The sequence below is a fragment of the Pontibacter sp. HSC-14F20 genome, from assembly GCF_019599265.1.
Lineage (GTDB): Bacteria > Bacteroidota > Bacteroidia > Cytophagales > Hymenobacteraceae > Pontibacter.
The window spans coordinates 96,545-116,462 of record NZ_JAHZTC010000005.1; the positions used below are offsets into that span (position 1 = coordinate 96,545).

Annotated in this window: 17 protein-coding genes; 12 read left to right on the forward strand and 5 right to left on the reverse strand. The window is 50.6% G+C overall.

The genetic code is table 11. The annotated features are described in order from the left end of the window. The first annotated feature begins 75 nt into the window (after positions 1-75). From K3G39_RS06635 to K3G39_RS06645, 3 genes are all read left to right on the forward strand, one after another. Complete coding sequence (locus K3G39_RS06635) at positions 76-546, forward strand: LexA family transcriptional regulator (RefSeq protein ID WP_220625396.1); 471 nt, start codon at positions 76-78, stop codon at positions 544-546. After that, complete coding sequence (locus K3G39_RS06640) at positions 539-1,807, forward strand: Y-family DNA polymerase (RefSeq protein WP_220625397.1); 1,269 nt, start codon at positions 539-541, stop codon at positions 1,805-1,807. Before K3G39_RS06635 ends, K3G39_RS06640 begins: the two co-directional genes overlap by 8 nt. 73 nt (positions 1,808-1,880) lie before the next feature. Next, positions 1,881-2,942 (forward strand): PA0069 family radical SAM protein, encoded by a 1,062-nt coding sequence (locus tag K3G39_RS06645; protein WP_220625398.1) that lies wholly within the window; start codon positions 1,881-1,883, stop codon positions 2,940-2,942. 63 nt (positions 2,943-3,005) lie between these two features. On the opposite strand, the gene K3G39_RS06650 is transcribed toward K3G39_RS06645, so the two are convergent. Beyond that, positions 3,006-3,872, reverse strand: coding sequence for a manganese catalase family protein (locus K3G39_RS06650; RefSeq protein ID WP_220625399.1), 867 nt, complete (start codon positions 3,870-3,872; stop codon positions 3,006-3,008). 244 nt (positions 3,873-4,116) lie between these two features. Between K3G39_RS06650 and K3G39_RS06655 the strand changes: the two genes are divergently transcribed. The 4 genes from K3G39_RS06655 to K3G39_RS06670 all read left to right on the forward strand — a co-directional run bounded on the left by K3G39_RS06655 (position 4,117) and on the right by K3G39_RS06670 (position 8,731). After that, positions 4,117-4,908 carry an FRG domain-containing protein gene (locus tag K3G39_RS06655; protein ID WP_220625400.1) on the forward strand — a complete coding sequence of 264 codons (792 nt, stop codon included), beginning with the start codon at positions 4,117-4,119 and terminating at the stop codon, positions 4,906-4,908. Between the two features lie 91 nt (positions 4,909-4,999). Beyond that, positions 5,000-6,115 (forward strand): hypothetical protein, encoded by a 1,116-nt coding sequence (locus tag K3G39_RS06660; RefSeq protein WP_220625401.1) that lies wholly within the window; start codon positions 5,000-5,002, stop codon positions 6,113-6,115. Positions 6,116-6,542: 427 nt separating this feature from the next. Then, a complete protein-coding gene (locus tag K3G39_RS06665; RefSeq protein ID WP_220625402.1) occupies positions 6,543-7,439 on the forward strand; it encodes a transglutaminase in 897 nt (298 codons plus the stop codon). Between the two features lie 125 nt (positions 7,440-7,564). Beyond that, complete coding sequence (locus K3G39_RS06670; protein ID WP_220625403.1) at positions 7,565-8,731, forward strand: sigma-54 dependent transcriptional regulator; 1,167 nt, start codon at positions 7,565-7,567, stop codon at positions 8,729-8,731. 99 nt (positions 8,732-8,830) lie between these two features. Here K3G39_RS06670 and K3G39_RS06675 read toward each other — a convergent pair whose 3' ends face one another. Both K3G39_RS06675 and K3G39_RS06680 read right to left on the reverse strand, forming a co-directional pair. Then, complete coding sequence (locus K3G39_RS06675) at positions 8,831-9,757, reverse strand: zinc-dependent peptidase (protein WP_220625404.1); 927 nt, start codon at positions 9,755-9,757, stop codon at positions 8,831-8,833. A 34-nt stretch (positions 9,758-9,791) separates the two neighbouring features. Further along, the gene (locus tag K3G39_RS06680) at positions 9,792-10,787 is read right to left on the reverse strand and encodes an acyl transferase (RefSeq protein WP_220625405.1); all 996 of its coding nucleotides are present in this window, start codon (positions 10,785-10,787) and stop codon (positions 9,792-9,794) included. 74 nt (positions 10,788-10,861) lie between these two features. Here K3G39_RS06680 and K3G39_RS06685 point away from each other — a divergent pair, with 74 nt between their 5' ends. Then, entirely contained in the window at positions 10,862-11,476 is a 615-nt protein-coding gene (locus K3G39_RS06685) for a hypothetical protein (RefSeq protein ID WP_220625406.1), read from the forward strand. Positions 11,477-11,701: 225 nt separating this feature from the next. Here the strand turns inward: K3G39_RS06685 and K3G39_RS06690 are convergent, their stop codons facing one another. Next, positions 11,702-14,110, reverse strand: a complete 2,409-nt coding sequence (locus tag K3G39_RS06690; RefSeq protein WP_220625407.1) for a thiamine pyrophosphate-dependent enzyme — start codon at positions 14,108-14,110, stop codon at positions 11,702-11,704. A gap of 191 nt (positions 14,111-14,301) precedes the next feature. On the opposite strand from K3G39_RS06690, the gene K3G39_RS06695 reads away from it, so the two are divergent. The 3 genes from K3G39_RS06695 to K3G39_RS06705 all read left to right on the forward strand — a co-directional run bounded on the left by K3G39_RS06695 (position 14,302) and on the right by K3G39_RS06705 (position 18,565). Next, entirely contained in the window at positions 14,302-15,084 is a 783-nt protein-coding gene (locus K3G39_RS06695; protein ID WP_220625408.1) for a DUF1573 domain-containing protein, read from the forward strand. A 322-nt stretch (positions 15,085-15,406) separates the two neighbouring features. Beyond that, complete coding sequence (ald, locus tag K3G39_RS06700; protein WP_220625409.1) at positions 15,407-16,519, forward strand: alanine dehydrogenase; 1,113 nt, start codon at positions 15,407-15,409, stop codon at positions 16,517-16,519. A gap of 144 nt (positions 16,520-16,663) precedes the next feature. Next, positions 16,664-18,565: an LTA synthase family protein gene (locus K3G39_RS06705; RefSeq protein ID WP_220625410.1), complete on the forward strand. Its 1,902-nt coding sequence runs from the start codon at positions 16,664-16,666 to the stop codon at positions 18,563-18,565. 38 nt (positions 18,566-18,603) lie between these two features. Here K3G39_RS06705 and K3G39_RS06710 read toward each other — a convergent pair whose 3' ends face one another. Next, the gene (locus K3G39_RS06710; protein WP_220625411.1) at positions 18,604-19,056 is read right to left on the reverse strand and encodes a type I restriction enzyme HsdR N-terminal domain-containing protein; all 453 of its coding nucleotides are present in this window, start codon (positions 19,054-19,056) and stop codon (positions 18,604-18,606) included. Between the two features lie 88 nt (positions 19,057-19,144). Here K3G39_RS06710 and K3G39_RS06715 point away from each other — a divergent pair, with 88 nt between their 5' ends. Further along, positions 19,145-19,918, forward strand: coding sequence for an AMP nucleosidase (locus tag K3G39_RS06715; protein ID WP_220625412.1), 774 nt, complete (start codon positions 19,145-19,147; stop codon positions 19,916-19,918).

A 19,918-nucleotide genomic window follows, 5' to 3' on the forward strand; every position in this document is an offset into this window, starting at 1 on the left:
AGTATATATTGCCAAATATATTAGCAAAGCCTATATTTGAGGCGATGTTGCAAAAGAGACAAAACAGACAACACTATGGAAAAAGCATATACCCTGGACACCCTCCCCGATACCCTGGAAATAGTGCATCTGCACTTACCTGACCTGTTAGAGCTTCCGTTCAGCCAGAGCTACGTGGCGGCAGGATTCCCCTCTCCAGCCGAAGATTACCTGGAAGACAAGATCAACCTGGAGAAATTGCTCATTCATAACCCCACAGCCACATTCTTGGTGCGGGTGCGAGGCGAGTCGATGCGTGATGCTCGTCTGCACAACGACGACATCATAGTCGTAGACCGCTCCCTGAAACCGGGCCATGGGCACATTATCATTGCGGTGGTGGATGGTGAGTTCACTGTAAAGAGACTCTTGCATAAAGGGGGGAAGAAATACCTGCAACCGGCCAATGAGCAGTTTCCGTCTATGGAAATCACCGAAGCAATGGACTTCAGATCCTGGGGTGTGGTGGTGTGGTCGCTTCATAAAGTAAACAGCAGCCATGACTAGTCTTTTCGCTCTTGTAGACTGCAACAACTTCTACGCCTCCTGCGAGCGGGTATTTGACCCGAAGCTGGAAGGCCAGCCCATTGTAGTGCTATCCAATAACGACGGCTGTATCATCGCCAGGTCTAACGAGGCCAAGGCGCTGGGCATCAGAATGGGTGAACCTGCCTTTAAAGCAAAGGATATAATCAAGCAGCATAACGTACACGTTTTCAGCAGTAACTACACCTTGTATGGCGACATGTCGGCGCGTGTCATGCAAACGCTTCGGCAGTTTACGCCGAACCTGGAGGTATACTCCATTGACGAAGCTTTCCTCGACCTGGGCAACTTCTACGGCCGTGACCTGAACCAGTATGCCGGGGAGCTACGCTATACCGTGAAAGCCTGGACAGGTATACCGGTGTCGGTGGGTGTAGCCCCGACCAAAACACTGGCCAAGCTAGCCAATCGGCTCTCTAAAAAATCGAAGAAGGCAGATGGCGTGCTGGTGCTGACCGACGAGCGGCACATACAGGAGGCATTGCGGCGCACAGAAGTGGGCGACGTGTGGGGCGTGGGAAGACGATACGTCCATAAGCTGGCCCCCTTTGGCATACACACCGCCTTGGACCTACGCAACGCCTCCGATGCCTTCGCAAAAAAGCACCTAACCGTGGTGGGCCTGCGCACCGTGCAGGAGTTACGCGGTGAGCCCTGTCAGGATCTTGAGATGGTAGCACCCAACAAGCAGCACATCTGCACTTCCCGCTCATTTGGGGCTCCTGTTACAGACTTATCACAACTCAAAGAAGCTACGGCTAACTATGCTTCGCGCTGTGCCGCCAAGCTGCGACGCCAGAAAAGCTGTGCAGGAGCCATCACGGTGTTTCTGGAAACGAATCCTTTCCGGGAAACGGATTCGCAATACTTCAATAGCAAAACCATCGCCCTGCCTACCGCCACCGACAGCACACTCGAACTGGTGCAGTACGCTAACCTGGCGCTGCAGACGCTCTACCGCGAAGGCTACCGCTACAAGAAGAGCGGTGTGATTGTGTCGGAGCTACGGCCACAGAACCAGGTACAGACTAGCCTGCTTGACACCCTAGACCGCGATAAACACCAGCGCCTGATGCAGACCCTCGACAAACTTAACAATGTATGGGGCCGCGACACGGTTACCTGTGCTGCCCAGGGCACCACCCGGCCTTGGCAACTGAAGTGCGAGAAGAAGTCACGCTGCTATACCACAAAGTTGAAGGAACTGTTGGAGGTATGGTAAAACACGCAAAGCTGGCAGGTATAGACAGACTGCCTCAAACGCCGGCTAAGCTCAATAAACAACATTTAGACATATGAAAGCAAAAGAATTTTTGAAAGGCCGCGGCGCACAGTACAACCCCGCCAACCCCTTTCTGAAGCAGGAGTACGTGGCTGAGCACATCGAGGGGCTGGACGAGACGATGCTTTCTAACAGCAAAACCGAATTTTTTGCCGAACACCCTAAGAAAATTGTAAACAAGATCGATAGTCCGGACCTGGGTTTATCCTACTCCATGAACCCGTATCAGGGCTGCGAGCACGGCTGCGTGTACTGCTATGCCCGCAACACGCACCAGTATTGGGGCTATGGCGCCGGGCTGGATTTTGAGCGCAAGATCATCATCAAAGAGAATGCCCCGGAGGTGCTGGCCCGGCAACTGGAAAGCAAGAACTGGCAGGTGATGCCTATCATGCTGGCAGGTAATACCGACTGTTACCAGCCCATTGAGGCAAAGAAAAAACTCACCCGCCGCATGCTGGAGGTGTTGTTGGAATACCGCCACCCGGTCAGTATCATCACCAAGAATGCCCTTATTTTGCGTGACCTCGACCTCTTGCAGCAGCTCAGCAAACTGGATCTGGTGCACGTGAACATCAGCATCACGACCCTCGATGAGAAGCTGCGCCAGAAGCTGGAACCCCGCACCGCCACGGGAGCCAGACGCCTGCAGGTGGTCAAGCAACTGGCGGAGGTCGGTATACCTGTCAATGTGATGGTGGCGCCCATTATACCTGGTCTCAACGACTCCGAAATTCCGGCCATCATCAAAAGTGCTGCCGGGGCGGGCGCCAGTAGTGCAGCCTATACCATCGTGCGACTCAATGGCAGCATTGGCCCCATCTTCGAAGACTGGATAAGAGAAGCTTTTCCCGACCGCGCCGACAAAGTACTGAGCCAGATTGCTGACTGCCATGGAGGCCAACTTAACGACAGTCGCTTCGGTACACGGATGCGCGGCGAAGGCAAATTTGCCGAGGCCATCAGCAAACTTTTTCGGATGAGCCGCAACCGCTACATGGCAGGCCGCAGCATGAAACCCTACAACAATAAGCACTTCTGTACCAGAGCAGGTATACAGATGAACCTCTTTTAAAAGTTGAAGCGGGCACAAGTATAAAACCTGTACCCGCTCCTTCCTCTACTGCTCAGCAGAAACCTAAAATGCGCCCTTTATCTTATTGATAATTCCTGCCTTTCCGTCCATCTGCTCTACTTGTGCGTGCCCTCTTGGATCTGGTGGGCTGAGTTGCGGCTCACCACCTTGCGGCTCTGCCGGCACCAGCTTAAACTCACCTTTGCCATCCATGGAGGTTCCCTGAGACCATCTGCCCTCAGCAGGCGGCGCCCCGTTAATTGCTGTGCTCACAAAAGCATAGTTGAACTGCTGGTTTTCCTCAGCCTGCGGGAAGCTGTTTGGAATTGGATGAACACCTCCCAGACCGCCTAGTTCTTCCAGCACCGCCAGCCACTGGTTCTGGTGCATGGTGTCGCGGGCGATCAGGAAAGACAGCATATCCTTCATGCCCGGATCATCGGTTGCCTCCCACAGCCTGGTGGCCAGCACGCGGCCAGTAGACTCTGCCATTACATTAGCATACATATCAGCTGCAATGTTACCGCTGCTCACGATCCAGGAGCCATTGAACGGGTTACCGTTACTGTCTACAGCCATAGCTCCCAGACCTGCCGAAAGTATATGTTGCGGGTTCATACCTCCCATAACGGCCCCAATCGCTTTATCTTTGGCCATTTCTTCCTTTAAAGACAAAGGGGCTCCTTCCAGGTTAAGTGCTACGGCTGTTGCCAGCATCTCAATGTGCGCAATTTCCTCTGTACCGGTTTCCAGCAACATGTCACGATACTTTGCAGGCCCCCTGCTATTCCAGCCCTGGAACAGGTACTGCATACAAACGCGTATCTCCCCTTCGATGCCTCCAATAGCCTGTTGCAGCATTCTGGCGAAGGCGGGATTCGGCTTTTCTACTCTTACTCTGTACTGAAGTTTGTTATCATGATAAAACATAGGACTATAAAACTTATAGGTAAAACATTTCAGAACTTACGGCATGTGACTCTGGTTGTTATCAAATAAGCACAAATACGCAGTGATAAAGTTCAAAAATATAGTTGAATTAAGGTATAGGTATAGTAAAATCCAATTGGTACCTTGTCAAGGTTGGCAACAAACAAACTACAACATTTAGCTGGCTAATAAAGTATAGGAAACAGCCCCGCCGCCTGCTATTTCACGACAGCAAAACGATTGAATGGAACACGAAAACGATATTATAGTAAACAGTTGGGCTGAGGTACAGTCGGCTTTGTTTGACCATAGCTGGAACGAGAACATCAAGCGCTTTCGCTCCTCTCACGTTTACCGCGGCAGTTGGAGCAAGGAGTATGACCTGAGCACCAGCCTAACCCGACTCGGAAGCCACTATTACGAACTGGAGCCCCATATCCTGCGCAACTTCCGGAAATACGCACACAGCAATGCCGCGCCCGGTGACTCGGTATGGAACTGGCTGGCCGTGGCGCAGCACCATGGCCTGCCGACCCGTCTGCTGGACTGGACCTACTCCCCTTATGTAGCACTGCACTTTGCCACTCAAAACCTGGCCAGCTACAACGAAGACGGAGCGATCTGGTGCGTGGATTACGTAAAAGCCAATGACTTCCTGCCGTTAAAACTTCAGACCGCTATCAAGGAAGAAGGCTCCAACGTATTTACGCCCGAGATCCTGCAGCCGGTCTGCTCGTCCCTCAAAGAACTTTCCTTGCTGCAGAACGAGGAATTTGTGGTGTTCCTGGAACCGCCATCGCTGGATGAGCGCATTGTGCACCAGTATGCCCTTTTTTCGCTTATGTCGAATGCGCAGGCCAATATGAGCCAATGGCTGGAGCAGCACCCGGAACTGTATTTTAGAGTGATCATACCGGCCGGACTGAAGTGGGAGATCCGTGACAAGCTGGACCAGGCCAATATTACAGAGCGGGTGCTTTTTCCGGGTTTGCAGGGCCTGAGTCAATGGCTGAAGCGCCACTATACACACGAATAAGTTTTTTACTAAAAAAGGGAGTCAGATGCTGTATTCTCACGAAATATCTATACTTTAATAGACTATTTACACCGAATACCTATACCTGGCCATGAATTCCTTTTTACCCCGCACACATGAAGCGATCAAACGCTTTATGCTGAAGAACTTACCACCCTACTACCTAAAAAAAAGCCTGAAACCCGCTACTGCCGTACTAGCGGCTGTCCTGCTGCTGGGCTCTGCTTCCTGCACCCAGGACAAAGAAGCGCATTCCGCTACACTGCCTGCCACTACAGAGAACTACGCACTGCCAGGGCAGTCAACGGACAGCACCAGCACTGCCTCTGCCGACACAGTAGCGGCACAGACACCAACTGCTGCACCAACGCTAACTCCTGCCACTGAAGCACGCACCGTCTACCCTGGACCCGAGCCGCTGCCTGGCGCCATCCTGCCTCACAAGCGCATACTGGCCTATTATGGCAACCCGCTGTCCAAGCGCATGGGTATATTGGGCGAGTATCCGGTGGAGGAAATGTTAAACCGTCTGGATGAGGAAGTAGCCAACTGGGCCAAAGCCGACTCGCTGACACCTGTGCAACCCGCCCTGCATGCCATTGTGGTAACAGCACAAGGCCACCCGGGCCGTGGCGACAAATACCGCCTGCGCATGACCGACAAAATGATCGAGGATGTGCTGGAGATGGCCAGACAACGCGACGCCATTGTGTTCCTGGACGTGCAGGTGGGCCGCAGCACCCTGCCCGAAGAACTTCCTCGCCTGACACAGTTCCTGAAGCTTCCGAACGTACACCTGGGTATAGACGCCGAGTTTGCGATGAAGGAGGGAGAAGTACCGGGCAAGAAAATAGGAAGCTTCGATGCCGAGGACATCAACTACGCCACCGGCCTGCTGGCTGACATTGCCAAGGAGCATAACCTGCCGCCTAAATTGCTGATCATTCACCGTTTCACGCAGCGCATGATTCAGAACTCCCAGGACATTGAATTAAGACCGGAGGTACAGGTAGTCATGCACATGGATGGTTGGGGACCGCCGGCACTTAAAAGAGACACGTATCGTCGTTTTATTGCCAAAGAGCCGGTGCAGTTTACGGGTTTCAAAGTGTTTTACAAGAACGACACGCGCAACAACTCCCGCCTGATGACACCCGAGGAGATTCTCAAGCTAGACCCGAAACCACTTTATATTCAGTACCAATAGAACCAAAGAGAGCGTAGCTGCCTGCTACGCTCTTCTTATTTTGCGCTTCACCCAAAATATCAGCTCCATAAGATTTAGTCAAGTCTATGCTGTGCGCTGCCAAGATCCTTTCAGGTTGACATTAAAATAGAATGAGGGCCCTTGGATCATGCGCTCCTCAGTAAAGCGGTAGTCTCGATTATGCAGCAGGTATGACCCAGATACTGATTAAAAAATTTCGCCATCCCGCCAAAAAGGCTTTCAGATTATCGAAAATATTGCCGAAATTATCAGCATACCGGCACGCAGGTAAGAAATCTGAAATTTTCGGGATCAGCAGTGAGTAAAAAGGCGCGGATTTTGCGTTACAGGTATAACATAATTCAAGCCAATGCACTTATAAAGCCAGAAGGGCTATAGGCGCCAGAAACCACAAAAGCAGGGAATCATGACGCAGTTGTTCAAGCTCTCTAATCTGACTACATTTTTAGTTCGGTTCATCCAGATCATCATCGTGTTCCCGATGGCGGTCCTGATTAGTTTTTACCTACCCCCCATCAGCTTTATCGACTATGAGCTGAACTTCCTACTGTGCGTTATTCTGGCGGCAGTTATTTCCGTGATTGTAACCAGCATTAACAAAAAACTTATCCTGCTGGCTTTTGTGGGCATTATGGGGGCCATGTTCTTCAACAGCACCTTCGACGACTATACCGTAGAGAACCTCTACGCCGACTATAACGCCATGCTGGTGAACATGACCAGCAATTCCAGCAAAGTATCTTATTTCAAGCCCGTAAAAGGCACTTATTTCCAGGAGCGCCGTGTCAAAAGTGCTATGCAGCCCACCCATCCGGCTGTGCGGTCCTTTGCCGTGGAGCACTCCACCCGCTTTTTTCATGACGAGTACTACCGCAAGTATGGCAAAATGGTGCGTTACTTTTCGCTCTTTAAGCATGTGCGCAACAGCTGGCGCTACGTAAACGATCCGCTCGGCCTCGACTACTACTCGCCACCTACTGAGAGCATCCAGCTGCTGGCCGGCGACTGCGACGATTATGCTATCCTGATGGCTTCTTCTATTATGGCCATTGGCGGTGAGGCCCGCATCGTGATTTCGCCCAACCACATGTATACCGAAGTAAAAATGGGCACTGTGGAGGATCTGGACAAGGTAAGTTATGCCGTGCGCTCGCTGTTTCCAGATGAGGTAACCGGCGGCAAGATCCACTTCCATGAAACCAACGGTGAGCTTTGGATCAACTTCGACTATACGGCAGGTTATCCGGGCGGTCCTTTCCTGGAGCCGGAACTGTATAGCGTAATCAATTTTACCAACTCCTGAGGCCCGCTTATACCTGACTGGTAGACTAAATTTTTGGATTTATCGTACAAATGCTGCAGCCGCTTGATTAGCGGCTGTTTATTTTCTATACTTACCATTTACAGCATAAACCGAACGAAAAATATATGCCCAAAATCCTGATCATAGATGACGAACGGGCCATTCGCAGCACCCTGAAAGAAATTCTGGAATTTGAAAACTATACCGTAGACGAAGCTGAAGACGGCCAGAAAGGCCTGCAGCAAATCGGCAAGTCGAAGTATGATGTGGTGCTTTGCGATATCAAAATGCCAGGTATGGATGGTATAGAAGTGCTGGAGAAAGCCATGGAAATGGCTCCTGACACTCCTTTCATCATGATATCGGCACACGGCACCATCGACACGGCCGTAGAGGCCACCAAAAAAGGCGCCTACGACTTTCTGCAGAAACCACCGGATCTGAACCGCCTGCTCGTATCGGTGCGCAATGCGCTGGACAAGTCGAACCTGATGACCGAAACCAAGATCCTGAAGAAGAAAATATCGAAGACCTACGAAATGGTGGGCTCCTCAGAAGCACTGGGCCGCGTGAAGCAGGCGATCGAAAAGGTAGCCCCTACCGATGCCCGTGTACTGATCACAGGTCCGAACGGATCGGGCAAGGAACTGGTGGCACGTGCCATTCACGAGCACAGCAACCGCGCCAATGGGCCATTGATTGAGGTAAACTGCGCCGCTATACCTAGCGAACTGATCGAGAGCGAATTGTTTGGCCACGAAAAGGGCTCATTTACTTCGGCTGTAAAGCAGCGCATCGGTAAATTTGAGCAGGCCAACGGCGGCACCCTCTTCCTGGATGAGGTAGGTGACATGAGTTTGTCGGCACAGGCCAAGGTGCTGCGGGCACTGCAGGAGCACAAAATTACGCGCGTAGGCGGCGACAAAGACATACAGGTAGATGTGCGTGTGCTGGCCGCTACGAATAAAAATCTGCTGGAAGAAATCGAAGCCAGGACGTTCCGCGAAGACCTTTACCACCGCCTGGGTGTAATCTTGGTGCATGTGCCGCCGCTGAACGAGCGCCGCGAGGATATACCTGACCTGGTGCAGAAGTTCCTGCAGGACATCGCCAACGACTACGGCAACAAGCCCAAGAACATCACAGCAGATGCGCTGGAGTACTTGAAGCAACTCGACTGGCGTGGCAACGTGCGCGAACTGCGAAACGTGGTGGAGCGACTGGTGATCATGAGCGGTCAGGAAATAACACTCGAAGATGCCAAGGCCTATGCCCGACCGGCTGTGGCATAATGATATTATACTGTTCTCTTTTATTTTACTGTTCTCACTAATGCAAAAGCGCCCCGGCCTGCTGACTGGGGCGCTTTTATTATCTACCTGTTTTATACCTTAGGCAGCTGCTTTGCCCTGCTTCAGCATGCAGCACTGCTTATACTTGTTACCACTACCGCACGGGCAGGACTCGTTACGACCGAGGCGCTTGCCATAGGGGTTGAGCAGTTCCCGGAAGTTGATGCGAAACCTCCTCTTGAGATTCTGCTGAAAGACCTTGGTCAATAATTCGTACAAACGCGGGTGCTTCTCAGCTAGTTGATCTGGTTTTTCGAAAAAATACTCCGTTACCACCGCAAAGAACTCCGCCTCGCTGGTCGCACCGTAGTCGTTTATGTCTGACTTTCCTTTTTCGATCTGGCTGATCTTGCGGTACATGAGTTCTTTCCAGGGGCGCACCAGGTCATCGGGCAGGTAGGCTTTGGGTATACCGTCTATTTCGCCATCAGCCTGGTCAAGCATATGGGCAAACTCGTGTATACCTACGTTCTTACGGTCGGCCATATCGTTAAATCCCTGCTCCAGTGCCGGCTTGGACAAGGTGACGTAATGGTCGTTCTGGAAAGGATTTACGCGCCCCAGCACCTCCGAAACCGCTTCATTATCTTCTTTCTTATACCTGTGAATGCTGCCCGGAAACACCAGCACCTCGCCCAGGTTGTGGTATTCCCAGTCTTTAAAACCAAAAATCGGAATGATGGCGCTCGAGCCAACCAGCACTTTGGTCGTGTCGTCTACTTCGGTATCTATACCTGTGATGCGCTTTTCGGATACAAAAAGCAGGAGTTTCTGTTCAAAGCGCTCTTTTTCTTCATCGGTCTTTAAGGTATGATAAAACCCCACCCTGTCCAGCAGGATCTTGCGCCATTCAGCCGGAAAACCTTTTTTCAGAATTTGCTTCCGATAGCGTTCTCGGCGGGTAGCCCACCTGTAAAATAGCAGCAGCATACCTGCCACCAGTGCAATAAAAAATATGTAACCCATGGGCAGCTTAAACGGTGAATTGATGTTTTGGATATTAAGCGATCAGCAGATTGCAACCCCGGATGTCCGAATTATCGAATCGACCCAGTACTTCGAATGTGCCGTCCGGCTTCAGACGCCCAATGTCTTTTGTCTCGATAAAAGCACAGGAGTCTACATTGGCCAGATCGATGATGTTGATACCGCCCGAGCGTATACCTGGCCGGAAATCAAAGGGATCGTTGAGGTCGCGCAGGAGCACACGCAAGGTATAGCCCGGATGAAAAAGGCCGTCGCCCAACGAGTAGGCCTGGGACAGGAGTTCCGTCATACCGTATTCTGAGTGTATTGCTTCCACCCCAAAGCCCTGCTTCAGGTAGGCGTGCAGTTCCTCCCGGATCATCTCCCGGCGACGCCCCTTCATACCGCCGGTTTCCATAATAGTCACGCCAATAAAATCCTCCTGCCCCTTCAGCTCGTCGGCCCAGTCGAGCAAGGCGTAGGAAACACCCATCAACAACACTTTTTTTCCTCTGCGCCGGGCTCCTTTTACGGTTTGCAGCAACTGGTCATGATTTCGGAGGTAAAAGCCCTCCTCCTGCTGCCCGGATTGCTTCATAAAATAATCGACCATGGCCACCAGTGACGAGCCGCCCTGCTCCAAGTATGAGGGTAGCAGCGCCAGCACCACATAGTCGGTTATTGGGCCGTAGAACGATTCGAATATACGCTGGGTCGTGTGCAGGTACCAATCCAGACTGGCTACCTGGTGGCGGCTGCGTGTCATCTGGGTGGTGCCGCTGCTGTAAAAATTCACCTCAGGCTCAAACGAACCTGTCTTCACCTCGTGGGTTTTAAAAAACTCGATGGGCAGAAAAGGGATATCCTCCAGTTGGCTGATCTGCCCGGGGTCGCGGCCTAAGTGCTGCAAATAGTCACGGTATAGCCGGTTATGCTCGGCCTGGTAGCTGAATAATGCCAGGGCAGTTTCTTCAAAATCAAAGGGTTGATCAGCCAGTAATAGCTGCAGATGTCGGGCTTTGAAATCCATCCAAATTATTTATAACAATTCAAGTATCTCATCGTTTGATTTAGTAAATTTAGCTTCATTTTCTGAGATCCCACATGAGATACATGCTAAAGTATGGTGCAGCCAGCCTCTTCTTGGCGCTAACCCTTAGCTCCTGCCGCAAAGAACCTGTCTATGATGCAGTGCCTGAGATTGAATTCAGGCGTGTGGAGCAGTACCATTTTGTGGACACTCCCTTTCCTCAGAGACCGGATATCACCTCTTTACGCGATTCGCTTGTATTGGTCATCGGCTTTAAGGACGGAGATGGTAACCTGGGTCTTTCCAGCAATCAGGATTCGCAGGATTTTCTGCCCCCTTTCAACGAAGGCTCAGAATTCGAGCAGAATTTTCATACAGTGATGTACATTAAGGTACAGGATCCAGACAATCCGGGCAGTTCCCGTTTCGAACCCTATCCTTTCCCGGTACCGGGTTTTCAGTTCTCCGGACGTTTCCAGCGACTTTCTGTTGATGATCGCCCCGAACCGCTGGAAGGTGAGATCAAGTATAGCATCAACGAGATCAATGCATCAGAATTTCCTTTGCTGCAACCGGGCACCGTCATCAAATTTGACATCTATATATACGACCGGACAACTCCCGTACCCAATCGCAGTAACGTCGTGACGACAGATGAAATAACTTTGTTCCAGTCTACAGGAGGCTAGCGAACAGCAGGTATAGAAAACGTCAGGCCCTGTATCTTTTGGTGCAGGGCCTGACGTTTTTATAGGGTGCAGGATGAAAGGAATCAGCGCTGTTTCTATACCTAATTGTAAGAACGGAAGCAGGTATAAAACGACGAGTTGCTATACCTGTTTTGCATCAGCACAGGTATAGCAACTCGTCTTATGTTCCTTTCTCTAAAACGCTTTTGTCTTAGAGTTTACTACTTAATAAATTACCGGATAAGCTTTTGGATCCGCCTCGTGCATGATCTCGTACACTGCATCGAATACATCTTCCGGGTTCGGCTTAGAAAAGTAATCGCCGTCAGAAGAGTATGGCGGACGGTGCGCATGCGCTGCCAGGCATTGTGGCTTGGAATCCAGGTAGCGCCAGGCGCCCTGTTCGTCCACTACCTGCTGCATCATATAAGCTGTAGCGCCACCCGGCACGTCTTCATCAGCAAACAACACGCGGTTGGTCTTGCGGATTGAATCGGTGATGATGTGCTCCAGGTCAAACGGCAGCAATGACTGCACGTCGATTACTTCAGCAGAGATACCAAACTCCTCCAGCTGGCGAACAGCTTCCATCACGATGCGGCACATCGAGCCATACGTTACAATGGTAATATCATCGCCTTCTTTCAGCACTTCCGGCTTGCCCAATGGTACAGTAAACTCGCCTACATTGCCAGGTATACGCTCTTTCAGGCGGTAGCCGTTGAGGCACTCGATCACCAGCGCCGGCTCGTCAGACTTCAGCAGCGTGTTATAGAAACCTGCGGCCTGCGTCATATCGCGTGGCACGAGCACATGCATACCTCTGATGCTGTGCAGAATCATACCAATCGGTGAACCGGAGTGCCATATACCTTCCAGACGGTGACCGCGGGTACGCACGATCAGTGGCGCCTTCTGGCCACCTTTGGTACGGTACTGCAAGCAGGCTACGTCATCAGACAGAATCTGAATGGCATATAATAAGTAGTCGAGATACTGAATTTCGGTGATCGGGCGAAGACCGCGCAGTGCAGCTCCTATACCTTGTCCGATGATAGTACACTCGCGTATACCTGTGTCGGTCACGCGCAGCTCGCCATGCTTTTCCTGCAAACCGGCAAAAGCCTGGTTCACGTCCCCGATGCGGCCCACGTCTTCGCCGATAGCAAACACACGCGGGTCACGGGCCAGCATCGCATCGAAGCAGGCCTGCAATACCTCACGGCCGTCCACCAGGGGTGCATCTTCCGCAAATTCAGGCTTGATTTCTTCTACCAGCAAAGCAGCCTCTTCCGACTGGCTGTATAAATAAGAGTTGAAACGATCGGTGTTCTCGCCCATGGTTTGCTCCAACCAGCCCACCAGTTCACGTTTGGCTTGGTTGTTTTCGTCGCGCACATAGCGTAACACCTTGCGTACCGCCCTAACAGCGTCGCTACGGATAGGAGTCGATGTTTTGCGAAGCTCCTCGGAAATGGTGGCAATTTCGGTGATATGGTCGCTGGCAGCTGCCAGGTTATCCATCAGTTTCAGCGCCTCTTCGTGGTCAACTTTAATGCCATCTGCAAAAGCAGCCCAGGCAGCAGTTCTGGCCTGGCGCACCGCTTCTTTGGCCTCCATCTCAATTTGGTCAAGCTGATCAGCTGTAGCCACACCTGCACTGAGCATCCACTCACGCATTTTCACCAAGCAGTCATATTCTGCTTCCCAGTCCAGACGCTCTTTAGATTTGTAGCGCTCATGCGAGCCGGAAGTTGAGTGACCCTGTGGCTGCGTTACCTCTTCTACGTGCACCAATACCGGCACATGCTCTTCGCGGCATATCTTTACGGCTGCTTCGTAGGCTTCGCAGAGGGCGGCATAATCCCAGCCTTTTACTTTGAATATCTCGTAGCCCTGCTCCTCGCGGCCGTTGCGCTGGAAACCGGCCAGAATCTCTGAAATACTGCCTTTCGTAGTCTGATACGAAGCCGGCACTGAAATACCGTAACCATCGTCCCATACCGAAACCAGCATCGGCACCTGCAACACACCGGCGGCATTGATAGCCTCAAAGAACATCCCTTCCGAAGTAGAAGCATTGCCAATGGTACCGAAAGCCACCTCGTTGCCGTTCACCGAAAACTGCTGAAAGTGCTGCAGATCAGGGTTCTGGCGATATAATTTGGATGCATAAGCCAAACCAACCAGGCGGGGCATCTGCGATGCGGTAGGCGAAATATCAGAACTGGAGTTTTTCTGTTCCATCAAGTTCTTCCAGTTCCCCTCTTCGTCGAGCAGGCGGGTACCGAAGTGACCGTTCATGGCGCGACCGGCTGTGGAAGGCTCTGCCTCTACATCGGTATGCGCATATAATTGAGCGAAATATTGCTGGAGCGTCAGTTCACCAATGGCAAACATGAAAGTCTGGTCACGGTAATAGCCGGAGCGAAAATCGCCGTTCTGAAAGAACTTGGCCATGGCCAGCTGGGCTACTTCCTTACCGTCGCCGAAAATACCGAACTTGGCCTTGCCCATAAAAACCTCTTTGCGGCCGGCAAGACTCGCATGACGGCTCTCCCACGCAATGCGGTAGTCGTTGAGTATTTCCTGGGTGCTTATTCGTTGAGTTATAGATGCTTCAGCAGTTTGCATGTCTTGTCTATAAAAGCTTATAGTGGATTTTCTCTTCAAAAGTACAGAACATTAGCCTAAAATCAAATTTGGAGCGCCGGTCAGACCGTCACACACCTAGACTTAGACTTGTCTTTTTGTTAAAAGATTTTATATCTTTGTTTGTTTGCAGAACCTCTTTTTTCATTCGCAAAATTTGTTTAATTCGCATCATGAACAGAAAATTTTACTTACTCACAGTACTTAGCCTGCTGCTGGCCGGTTTTACGGCCCAGGCGCAAGGCGAACTCAAGTTTGAGAAAGAGACGCATGACTTCGGCAAATTTGCCGAGGGCGTAATCGCTTCTTACGAGTTTGTAGTGAAGAACGTAGGCGACAAGCCTGTGGTTATCGCTCAGGTACAGCCTTCCTGCGGTTGCACCACGCCGGAGTGGACCAAAGACCCGATCATGCCGGGCAAAACAGGAGTGATCAAGGCGATGTACAACAGCAACGGCCGTCCGGGTCCGTTTCACAAGTCAATTTCTGTGATCTCTAATGCTGCTACGCCACAGGCTGTTATCTTCATTAAGGGAGAGGTTGGACCAAAAGATTTAAAAACAAGTTTCACGCCGGAACAAAAAGCAAACTCGCCGCGTTTGGCTGTTGGAACTACTTCACACAGCTTCGGAAAACTTGAAAAAGGACAAAAAGCGGTAGCAAAGTTTACAATCAAAAACACAGGTCGGCAGGACCTGGTAGTGCAGGGCGTGAAGTCAAACTGCAACTGCGTAACGTATAAAGTTTCGGAACCAGCATTAAAACCGGGACAGCAGGCAACTTTGGAACTAACCTATATTCCTACAATGTTAAAGGAGCAAAATGAGGTAGTAACCATCGTTTCAAATGATATCGTAATGCCAGACCTGAAGCTCACGCTTAAGGCGAATATAGTAGAGAGTCTGGCTCAAAAGAATATGTTAAGGGAGGGCAGTCAGCCGGTACCTTTCAGATAGTTTTTTTCATAGTTTTATTTTGTACTAATGGCAGTGATTCTATCACTGCCTTTTTTCATTTTGTACCTTTCCGCAAAAGCACGTCAGCGTAGCACGATGCAATTTTCAGGTATACGGGTACCTTAATGCAGGCCGAACTTAAAACGCTGGCTCATCAGACATATATTTCCTCCCCTGCTGCTTTTACAAGGCTCTTTAAATCAGCCGGATGCAGATGCTTAAACATTGTTGAAACAGGATTTGTGTTTAGCCTTTTATTTCAAGATAGATATGGTATATTTGCGCAGCTTTTCCAATAACTAATACTATAAGAAATAAAGACATGATTATTGGTGTTCCAAAGGAAATCAAGAATAATGAAAACCGCGTAGGCGTGACTCCTGCCGGCGTGGTGGAACTGGTGCGCAATGGCCACACCGTGTACGTACAGGCAACCGCCGGCGAAGGCAGCGGTTTCATGGACGATGACTATACCAATGCTGGTGCTACCGTGCTGCCAAGCATCGAAGAAGTATATGGCATCGCCGAGATGATCATCAAAGTGAAAGAGCCGATCGAGTCAGAGTACAACCTGATCAAAGAAGACCAGCTGCTGTTTACTTACTTCCACTTTGCTTCTCATGAGCCTCTTACCAACGCTATGATCGAGCGCAAAGCAGTTTGCCTTTCGTACGAAACAGTAGAGCGCGCTGACAGAAGCCTTCCATTGCTGGTACCAATGTCAGAGGTGGCCGGCCGTATGTCTATTCAGCAGGGAGCCAAGTATCTGGAGAAACCCCTGAAAGGCCGTGGCATTTTGCTGGGTGGCGTACCGGGTGTGCGTCCTGCTAAAGTAATGATCCTGGGTGGTGGTATCGTAGGCACAAACGCAGCCAAAATGGCGGCAGGTTTGGGAGCCGATGTTACGATCTTGGACACGAACCTGGCCCGTCTGCGTTACCTGGACGATATTATGCCAGCCAACGTAAACACCTTCATGTCAAATGAATACAACATCCGCGAATTGCTTCCTACGCACGACCTGATCATCGGTGCTGTGTTGATCCCGGGTGCTAAGGCTCCTCGTCTGATCACACGCGACATGCTGAAGGAAATGCGTCCAGGAACTGTAGTGGTAGACGTAGCCGTTGACCAAGGCGGTTGCATCGAGACCTGTAAGCCAACTACGCACGAAAACCCAACCTTCATCATCGACGATGTGGTGCATTACTGCGTAGCTAACATGCCAGGTGCTGTTCCTTATACTTCAACACTGGCACTTACCAACGCTACTCTGCCTTACGCGATCCAAATTGCGAACAAAGGCTGGAAGAAAGCTTGCGCTGACAGCGAAGAACTGAAAAAAGGTCTGAACGTGGTACACGGCAAAGTGGTGTACAAAGGCGTTGCCGAGGCTTTCAACCTGGAGTATACAGAAGTTGACTCTATCCTGTAAGCAAGTTATAGCCTGATAATAATAGAGCGCCTTCCTGATCTGATCGGGAAGGCGCTCTTCTTTTACACAGCATACCAAATGCGCACCAATTTCGATATCTTTGTGTTTTAATGCCGGCCCGCTTCTACCACAGCGGAAGCCTATATGCTAAGATTCTCTTACCTGAAAATGTTTGACAGTTCATTTCAACTGCTGCTGCGCCGATTAGGGCTTGTTTTCCTACTCTATACCTTGCTGCGAGCCGTTTTCTTCCTATTCAACTTCGATTACTTTGCTGAAGCCTCTGCCGGTCAGGTAGCGCTGGCTTTTGTGCACGGACTCCGCTTCGATGTGGCGGCACTCGTTATTATCAACTCGCTTTTCATACTGCTGTCGCTGCTGCCACATGGCAACCTGCAGCACCCGACCTACCAACAAACGCTCCGGTGGCTGTTTGTGCTCACCAACGCCCCGTTTATCGCCCTGGCACTGGTCGATGTAGAGTTTTTTAAGTTTATCGGCCGACGGTCAGGTAATGAAATATTCACGATTACGGGCGATGTGCTGGGTCAATTAGGTCAGCTGGCCAGCTACTATTGGTACATGGGCCTTGTCTTTGCCGGGTTGGTTTTTGCAATATTTAAATTGTACCCCAGGTCTGGTGCTATACCTGAGCAGGGGCCGGTGCTGTGGCAGCGCTACCTGCGCCTGTTGCTGGTGGCCGGCTTTGTCGTGCTAGGTATACGGGGCGGAATTCAGCTGAAACCCTTGCGTCCGGCCCATGCATTTGTGCATGAGCATGCTGCTTTGGGGCATCTGTCACTTAATACACCTTTTACTTTTATCAAAAGCATCGGCAAGACAACTGTAGAAGAAAAGCACTTTTTTGCATCTGATGAGGAATTGCTGGCGCATCTGCCTGTAAAGCCGGGCAGGTATGCTATACCTGCCGGAGCGCCGCTCCAGGAAAATGTGGTGCTGATCATCCTGGAAAGTTTTGCTTCAGAATATATAGGAGCCCTGAACAACGGCGAAGGCTATACCCCTTTTCTGGATTCGCTGGCCGGTGAAGGGCTGCTTTTCCGGAACAGTTTTGCCAATGGCCGAAAGTCGATTGAGGCGCTACCTTCCATTCTGTCGGGTATGCCCTCGCTCCTATCCGATCCTTATATCACCTCGCCTTACCAGTCCAACACCATTTACAGTGCCGGGCATCTACTACGAAACGCTGGCTATACCACTGCCTTTTTTCATGGCGCGACCAATGGTACGATGGGCTTTAATCAGTATACTCAAATGGCAGGTATAACGCAGTATTATGGTCTGGATGAATATCCTGCAGAACTTCGGGCAGCGCATTTTGATGGCAACTGGGGCATTTTTGACGAGCCATACCTGCAGTACACGGTGCAGGAGATGAGTAAATTTCCGCAGCCCTTCTTCAGCACGGTTTTTACGCTCAGCTCCCACCAGCCTTATACCGTTCCGGCTCAGTACAAAGGCAAATTTCCGAAAGGTGAACTAGAGATACACGAGTCGGTAGGTTATGCGGACCACGCGCTGCGGGAGTTTTTTAAGACAGCTTCCAAGCAGCCCTGGTACGAGAACACCTTGTTTATACTGGTGGCTGATCATACCCAGAAAAGTATACGCCCGGAGTACCAGAACGAGCTGGGCTATCATCGGGTACCGCTTCTACTCTTCCATCCTGCCAAAAAACTGAAAGCTGATGTGCAAAAGGTAACACAACACGTCGATATTCTGCCTACCATGGTAGACTACCTGCAACTTCCTACCGATAAACTGATGCTTTTCGGCCAGTCGGTGCTGGACAGTTCCGCTACCGGACATGCGCTGCTTTACAATGGCGTTGCATACTACATGGTGCAGCAGGGCGGCGTGGCCGAACTGACGGCAACCGACGAGCTGCGCTTCCATACCTTCCCCGAAATGGCTCCGGCCCAACAGTCAAATACAGCGCAGGAGCAGCAGTTGAAAGCCTATGTGCAGTACTTCAAAAACAAGATGCTAACCAATGATTTGTACTTCTGGCTGGAGAAGAAATAAAGGGAAACAAATCCTAAGCGCTTTGTTAATGACAAGTGCTATACCTGTGCTTCAAAAGTAGGTATACCTTGCAGGGGTGTATACTGGCGCGTCTCAAAATCCACTTCCCAACAATAGTGCTCCAGACCGTTGGTGATGGCCACATACCTGGCCTGCAATACCTGATTGTAGACCGACGCCTGCCTGACTACCTCCTGCGTAATGGGCACATGGGCGGCCTTGCACTCCACAAGCAGGTATGGCTTGCCCGATTGATCGTATACGCACATATCGGTGCGTTTCTGCAACTTGTTATAGGTGGTGCCCCGTTCTATACTGATAAGGCTTTTAGGGTAGCGATGCGTACCGATCAGGAAATGCACAAAGTGCTGTCTTACCCACTCTTCCGGCGTCAGCAGCACATATTTACGCCTCAAGGCGTCAAAAATCATGATATTAGCGCCAGAATGCTTAATTTTGTATTCAAACGTCGGTAAATTCAGCATTTCCATTCCGCAATTTACCAATTTTAACGCCTCCGCCCCAGCAAACTCCTTTGCCAAGGCGGCTTTTTTATACCTAATTACTTATATTTAAAACATGAAGACCAAAGAAGAAATTGTAGGTGACTGGTTACCAAGGTATACCGGTGTGCCTTTGAACGAATTTGGCGAGTATATCCTGCTCACCAACTTCATTAACTACGTGCGTATGTTCGCCGACCGGTTCGGCGTGGAGATAAGAGGCCTGGACAAACCGATGCAAACAGCTACGGCCAATAACATCACCATCATCAACTTCGGTATGGGTAGTGCCATGGCGGCCACTGTGATGGACCTGCTGTCGGCTATTAAACCAAAGGCAGCCCTTTTCCTGGGTAAGTGTGGTGGTTTGAAAAGAAAAACGGCTATTGGTGACCTGATTCTACCAATTGCGGCCATTCGTGGCGAGGGTACATCTGATGACTACCTGCCACCAGAAATTCCTGCTTTGCCTTCGTTCCGTCTGCAGCGTGCCGTTTCGTCCATGATCAAAAAACACGAAATGGACTACTGGACCGGTACCGTTTACACTACGAATCGCCGGGTGTGGGAGCACGACGAGGATTTTAAAGAATACCTGCGCCAGATCCGCGCCATGGGCATCGACATGGAGACTGCTACGATCTTTACCGTAGGCTTTATCAATGAAATTCCGCACGGCGCCCTGCTGCTTGTATCGGACAACCCGATGATTCCGGAAGGTGTAAAGACTTCTGAAAGCGACAAACTGGTAACGACCAATTATGTAGAAAAACACCTGAGCATCGGTATAGACTCCCTGATCGAACTGATCAACTCGGGCGAATCAGTGAAACATATGCGTTTCGAATAA

What these genes read in the sequence shown, in the direction of transcription:
- K3G39_RS06635 (WP_220625396.1), top strand. Translation starts at nt 76, where the DNA reads ATGGAAAAAGCATATACCCTGGACACCCTCCCCGATACCCTGGAAATA.
- K3G39_RS06640 (WP_220625397.1), top strand. Translation starts at nt 539, where the DNA reads ATGACTAGTCTTTTCGCTCTTGTAGACTGCAACAACTTCTACGCCTCC.
- K3G39_RS06645 (WP_220625398.1), top strand. Translation starts at nt 1,881, where the DNA reads ATGAAAGCAAAAGAATTTTTGAAAGGCCGCGGCGCACAGTACAACCCC.
- K3G39_RS06650 (WP_220625399.1), bottom strand. Translation starts at nt 3,872, where the DNA reads ATGTTTTATCATGATAACAAACTTCAGTACAGAGTAAGAGTAGAAAAG.
- K3G39_RS06655 (WP_220625400.1), top strand. Translation starts at nt 4,117, where the DNA reads ATGGAACACGAAAACGATATTATAGTAAACAGTTGGGCTGAGGTACAG.
- K3G39_RS06660 (WP_220625401.1), top strand. Translation starts at nt 5,000, where the DNA reads ATGAATTCCTTTTTACCCCGCACACATGAAGCGATCAAACGCTTTATG.
- K3G39_RS06665 (WP_220625402.1), top strand. Translation starts at nt 6,543, where the DNA reads ATGACGCAGTTGTTCAAGCTCTCTAATCTGACTACATTTTTAGTTCGG.
- K3G39_RS06670 (WP_220625403.1), top strand. Translation starts at nt 7,565, where the DNA reads ATGCCCAAAATCCTGATCATAGATGACGAACGGGCCATTCGCAGCACC.
- K3G39_RS06675 (WP_220625404.1), bottom strand. Translation starts at nt 9,757, where the DNA reads ATGGGTTACATATTTTTTATTGCACTGGTGGCAGGTATGCTGCTGCTA.
- K3G39_RS06680 (WP_220625405.1), bottom strand. Translation starts at nt 10,787, where the DNA reads ATGGATTTCAAAGCCCGACATCTGCAGCTATTACTGGCTGATCAACCC.
- K3G39_RS06685 (WP_220625406.1), top strand. Translation starts at nt 10,862, where the DNA reads ATGAGATACATGCTAAAGTATGGTGCAGCCAGCCTCTTCTTGGCGCTA.
- K3G39_RS06690 (WP_220625407.1), bottom strand. Translation starts at nt 14,110, where the DNA reads ATGCAAACTGCTGAAGCATCTATAACTCAACGAATAAGCACCCAGGAA.
- K3G39_RS06695 (WP_220625408.1), top strand. Translation starts at nt 14,302, where the DNA reads ATGAACAGAAAATTTTACTTACTCACAGTACTTAGCCTGCTGCTGGCC.
- ald (WP_220625409.1), top strand. Translation starts at nt 15,407, where the DNA reads ATGATTATTGGTGTTCCAAAGGAAATCAAGAATAATGAAAACCGCGTA.
- K3G39_RS06705 (WP_220625410.1), top strand. Translation starts at nt 16,664, where the DNA reads ATGCTAAGATTCTCTTACCTGAAAATGTTTGACAGTTCATTTCAACTG.
- K3G39_RS06710 (WP_220625411.1), bottom strand. Translation starts at nt 19,056, where the DNA reads ATGGAAATGCTGAATTTACCGACGTTTGAATACAAAATTAAGCATTCT.
- K3G39_RS06715 (WP_220625412.1), top strand. Translation starts at nt 19,145, where the DNA reads ATGAAGACCAAAGAAGAAATTGTAGGTGACTGGTTACCAAGGTATACC.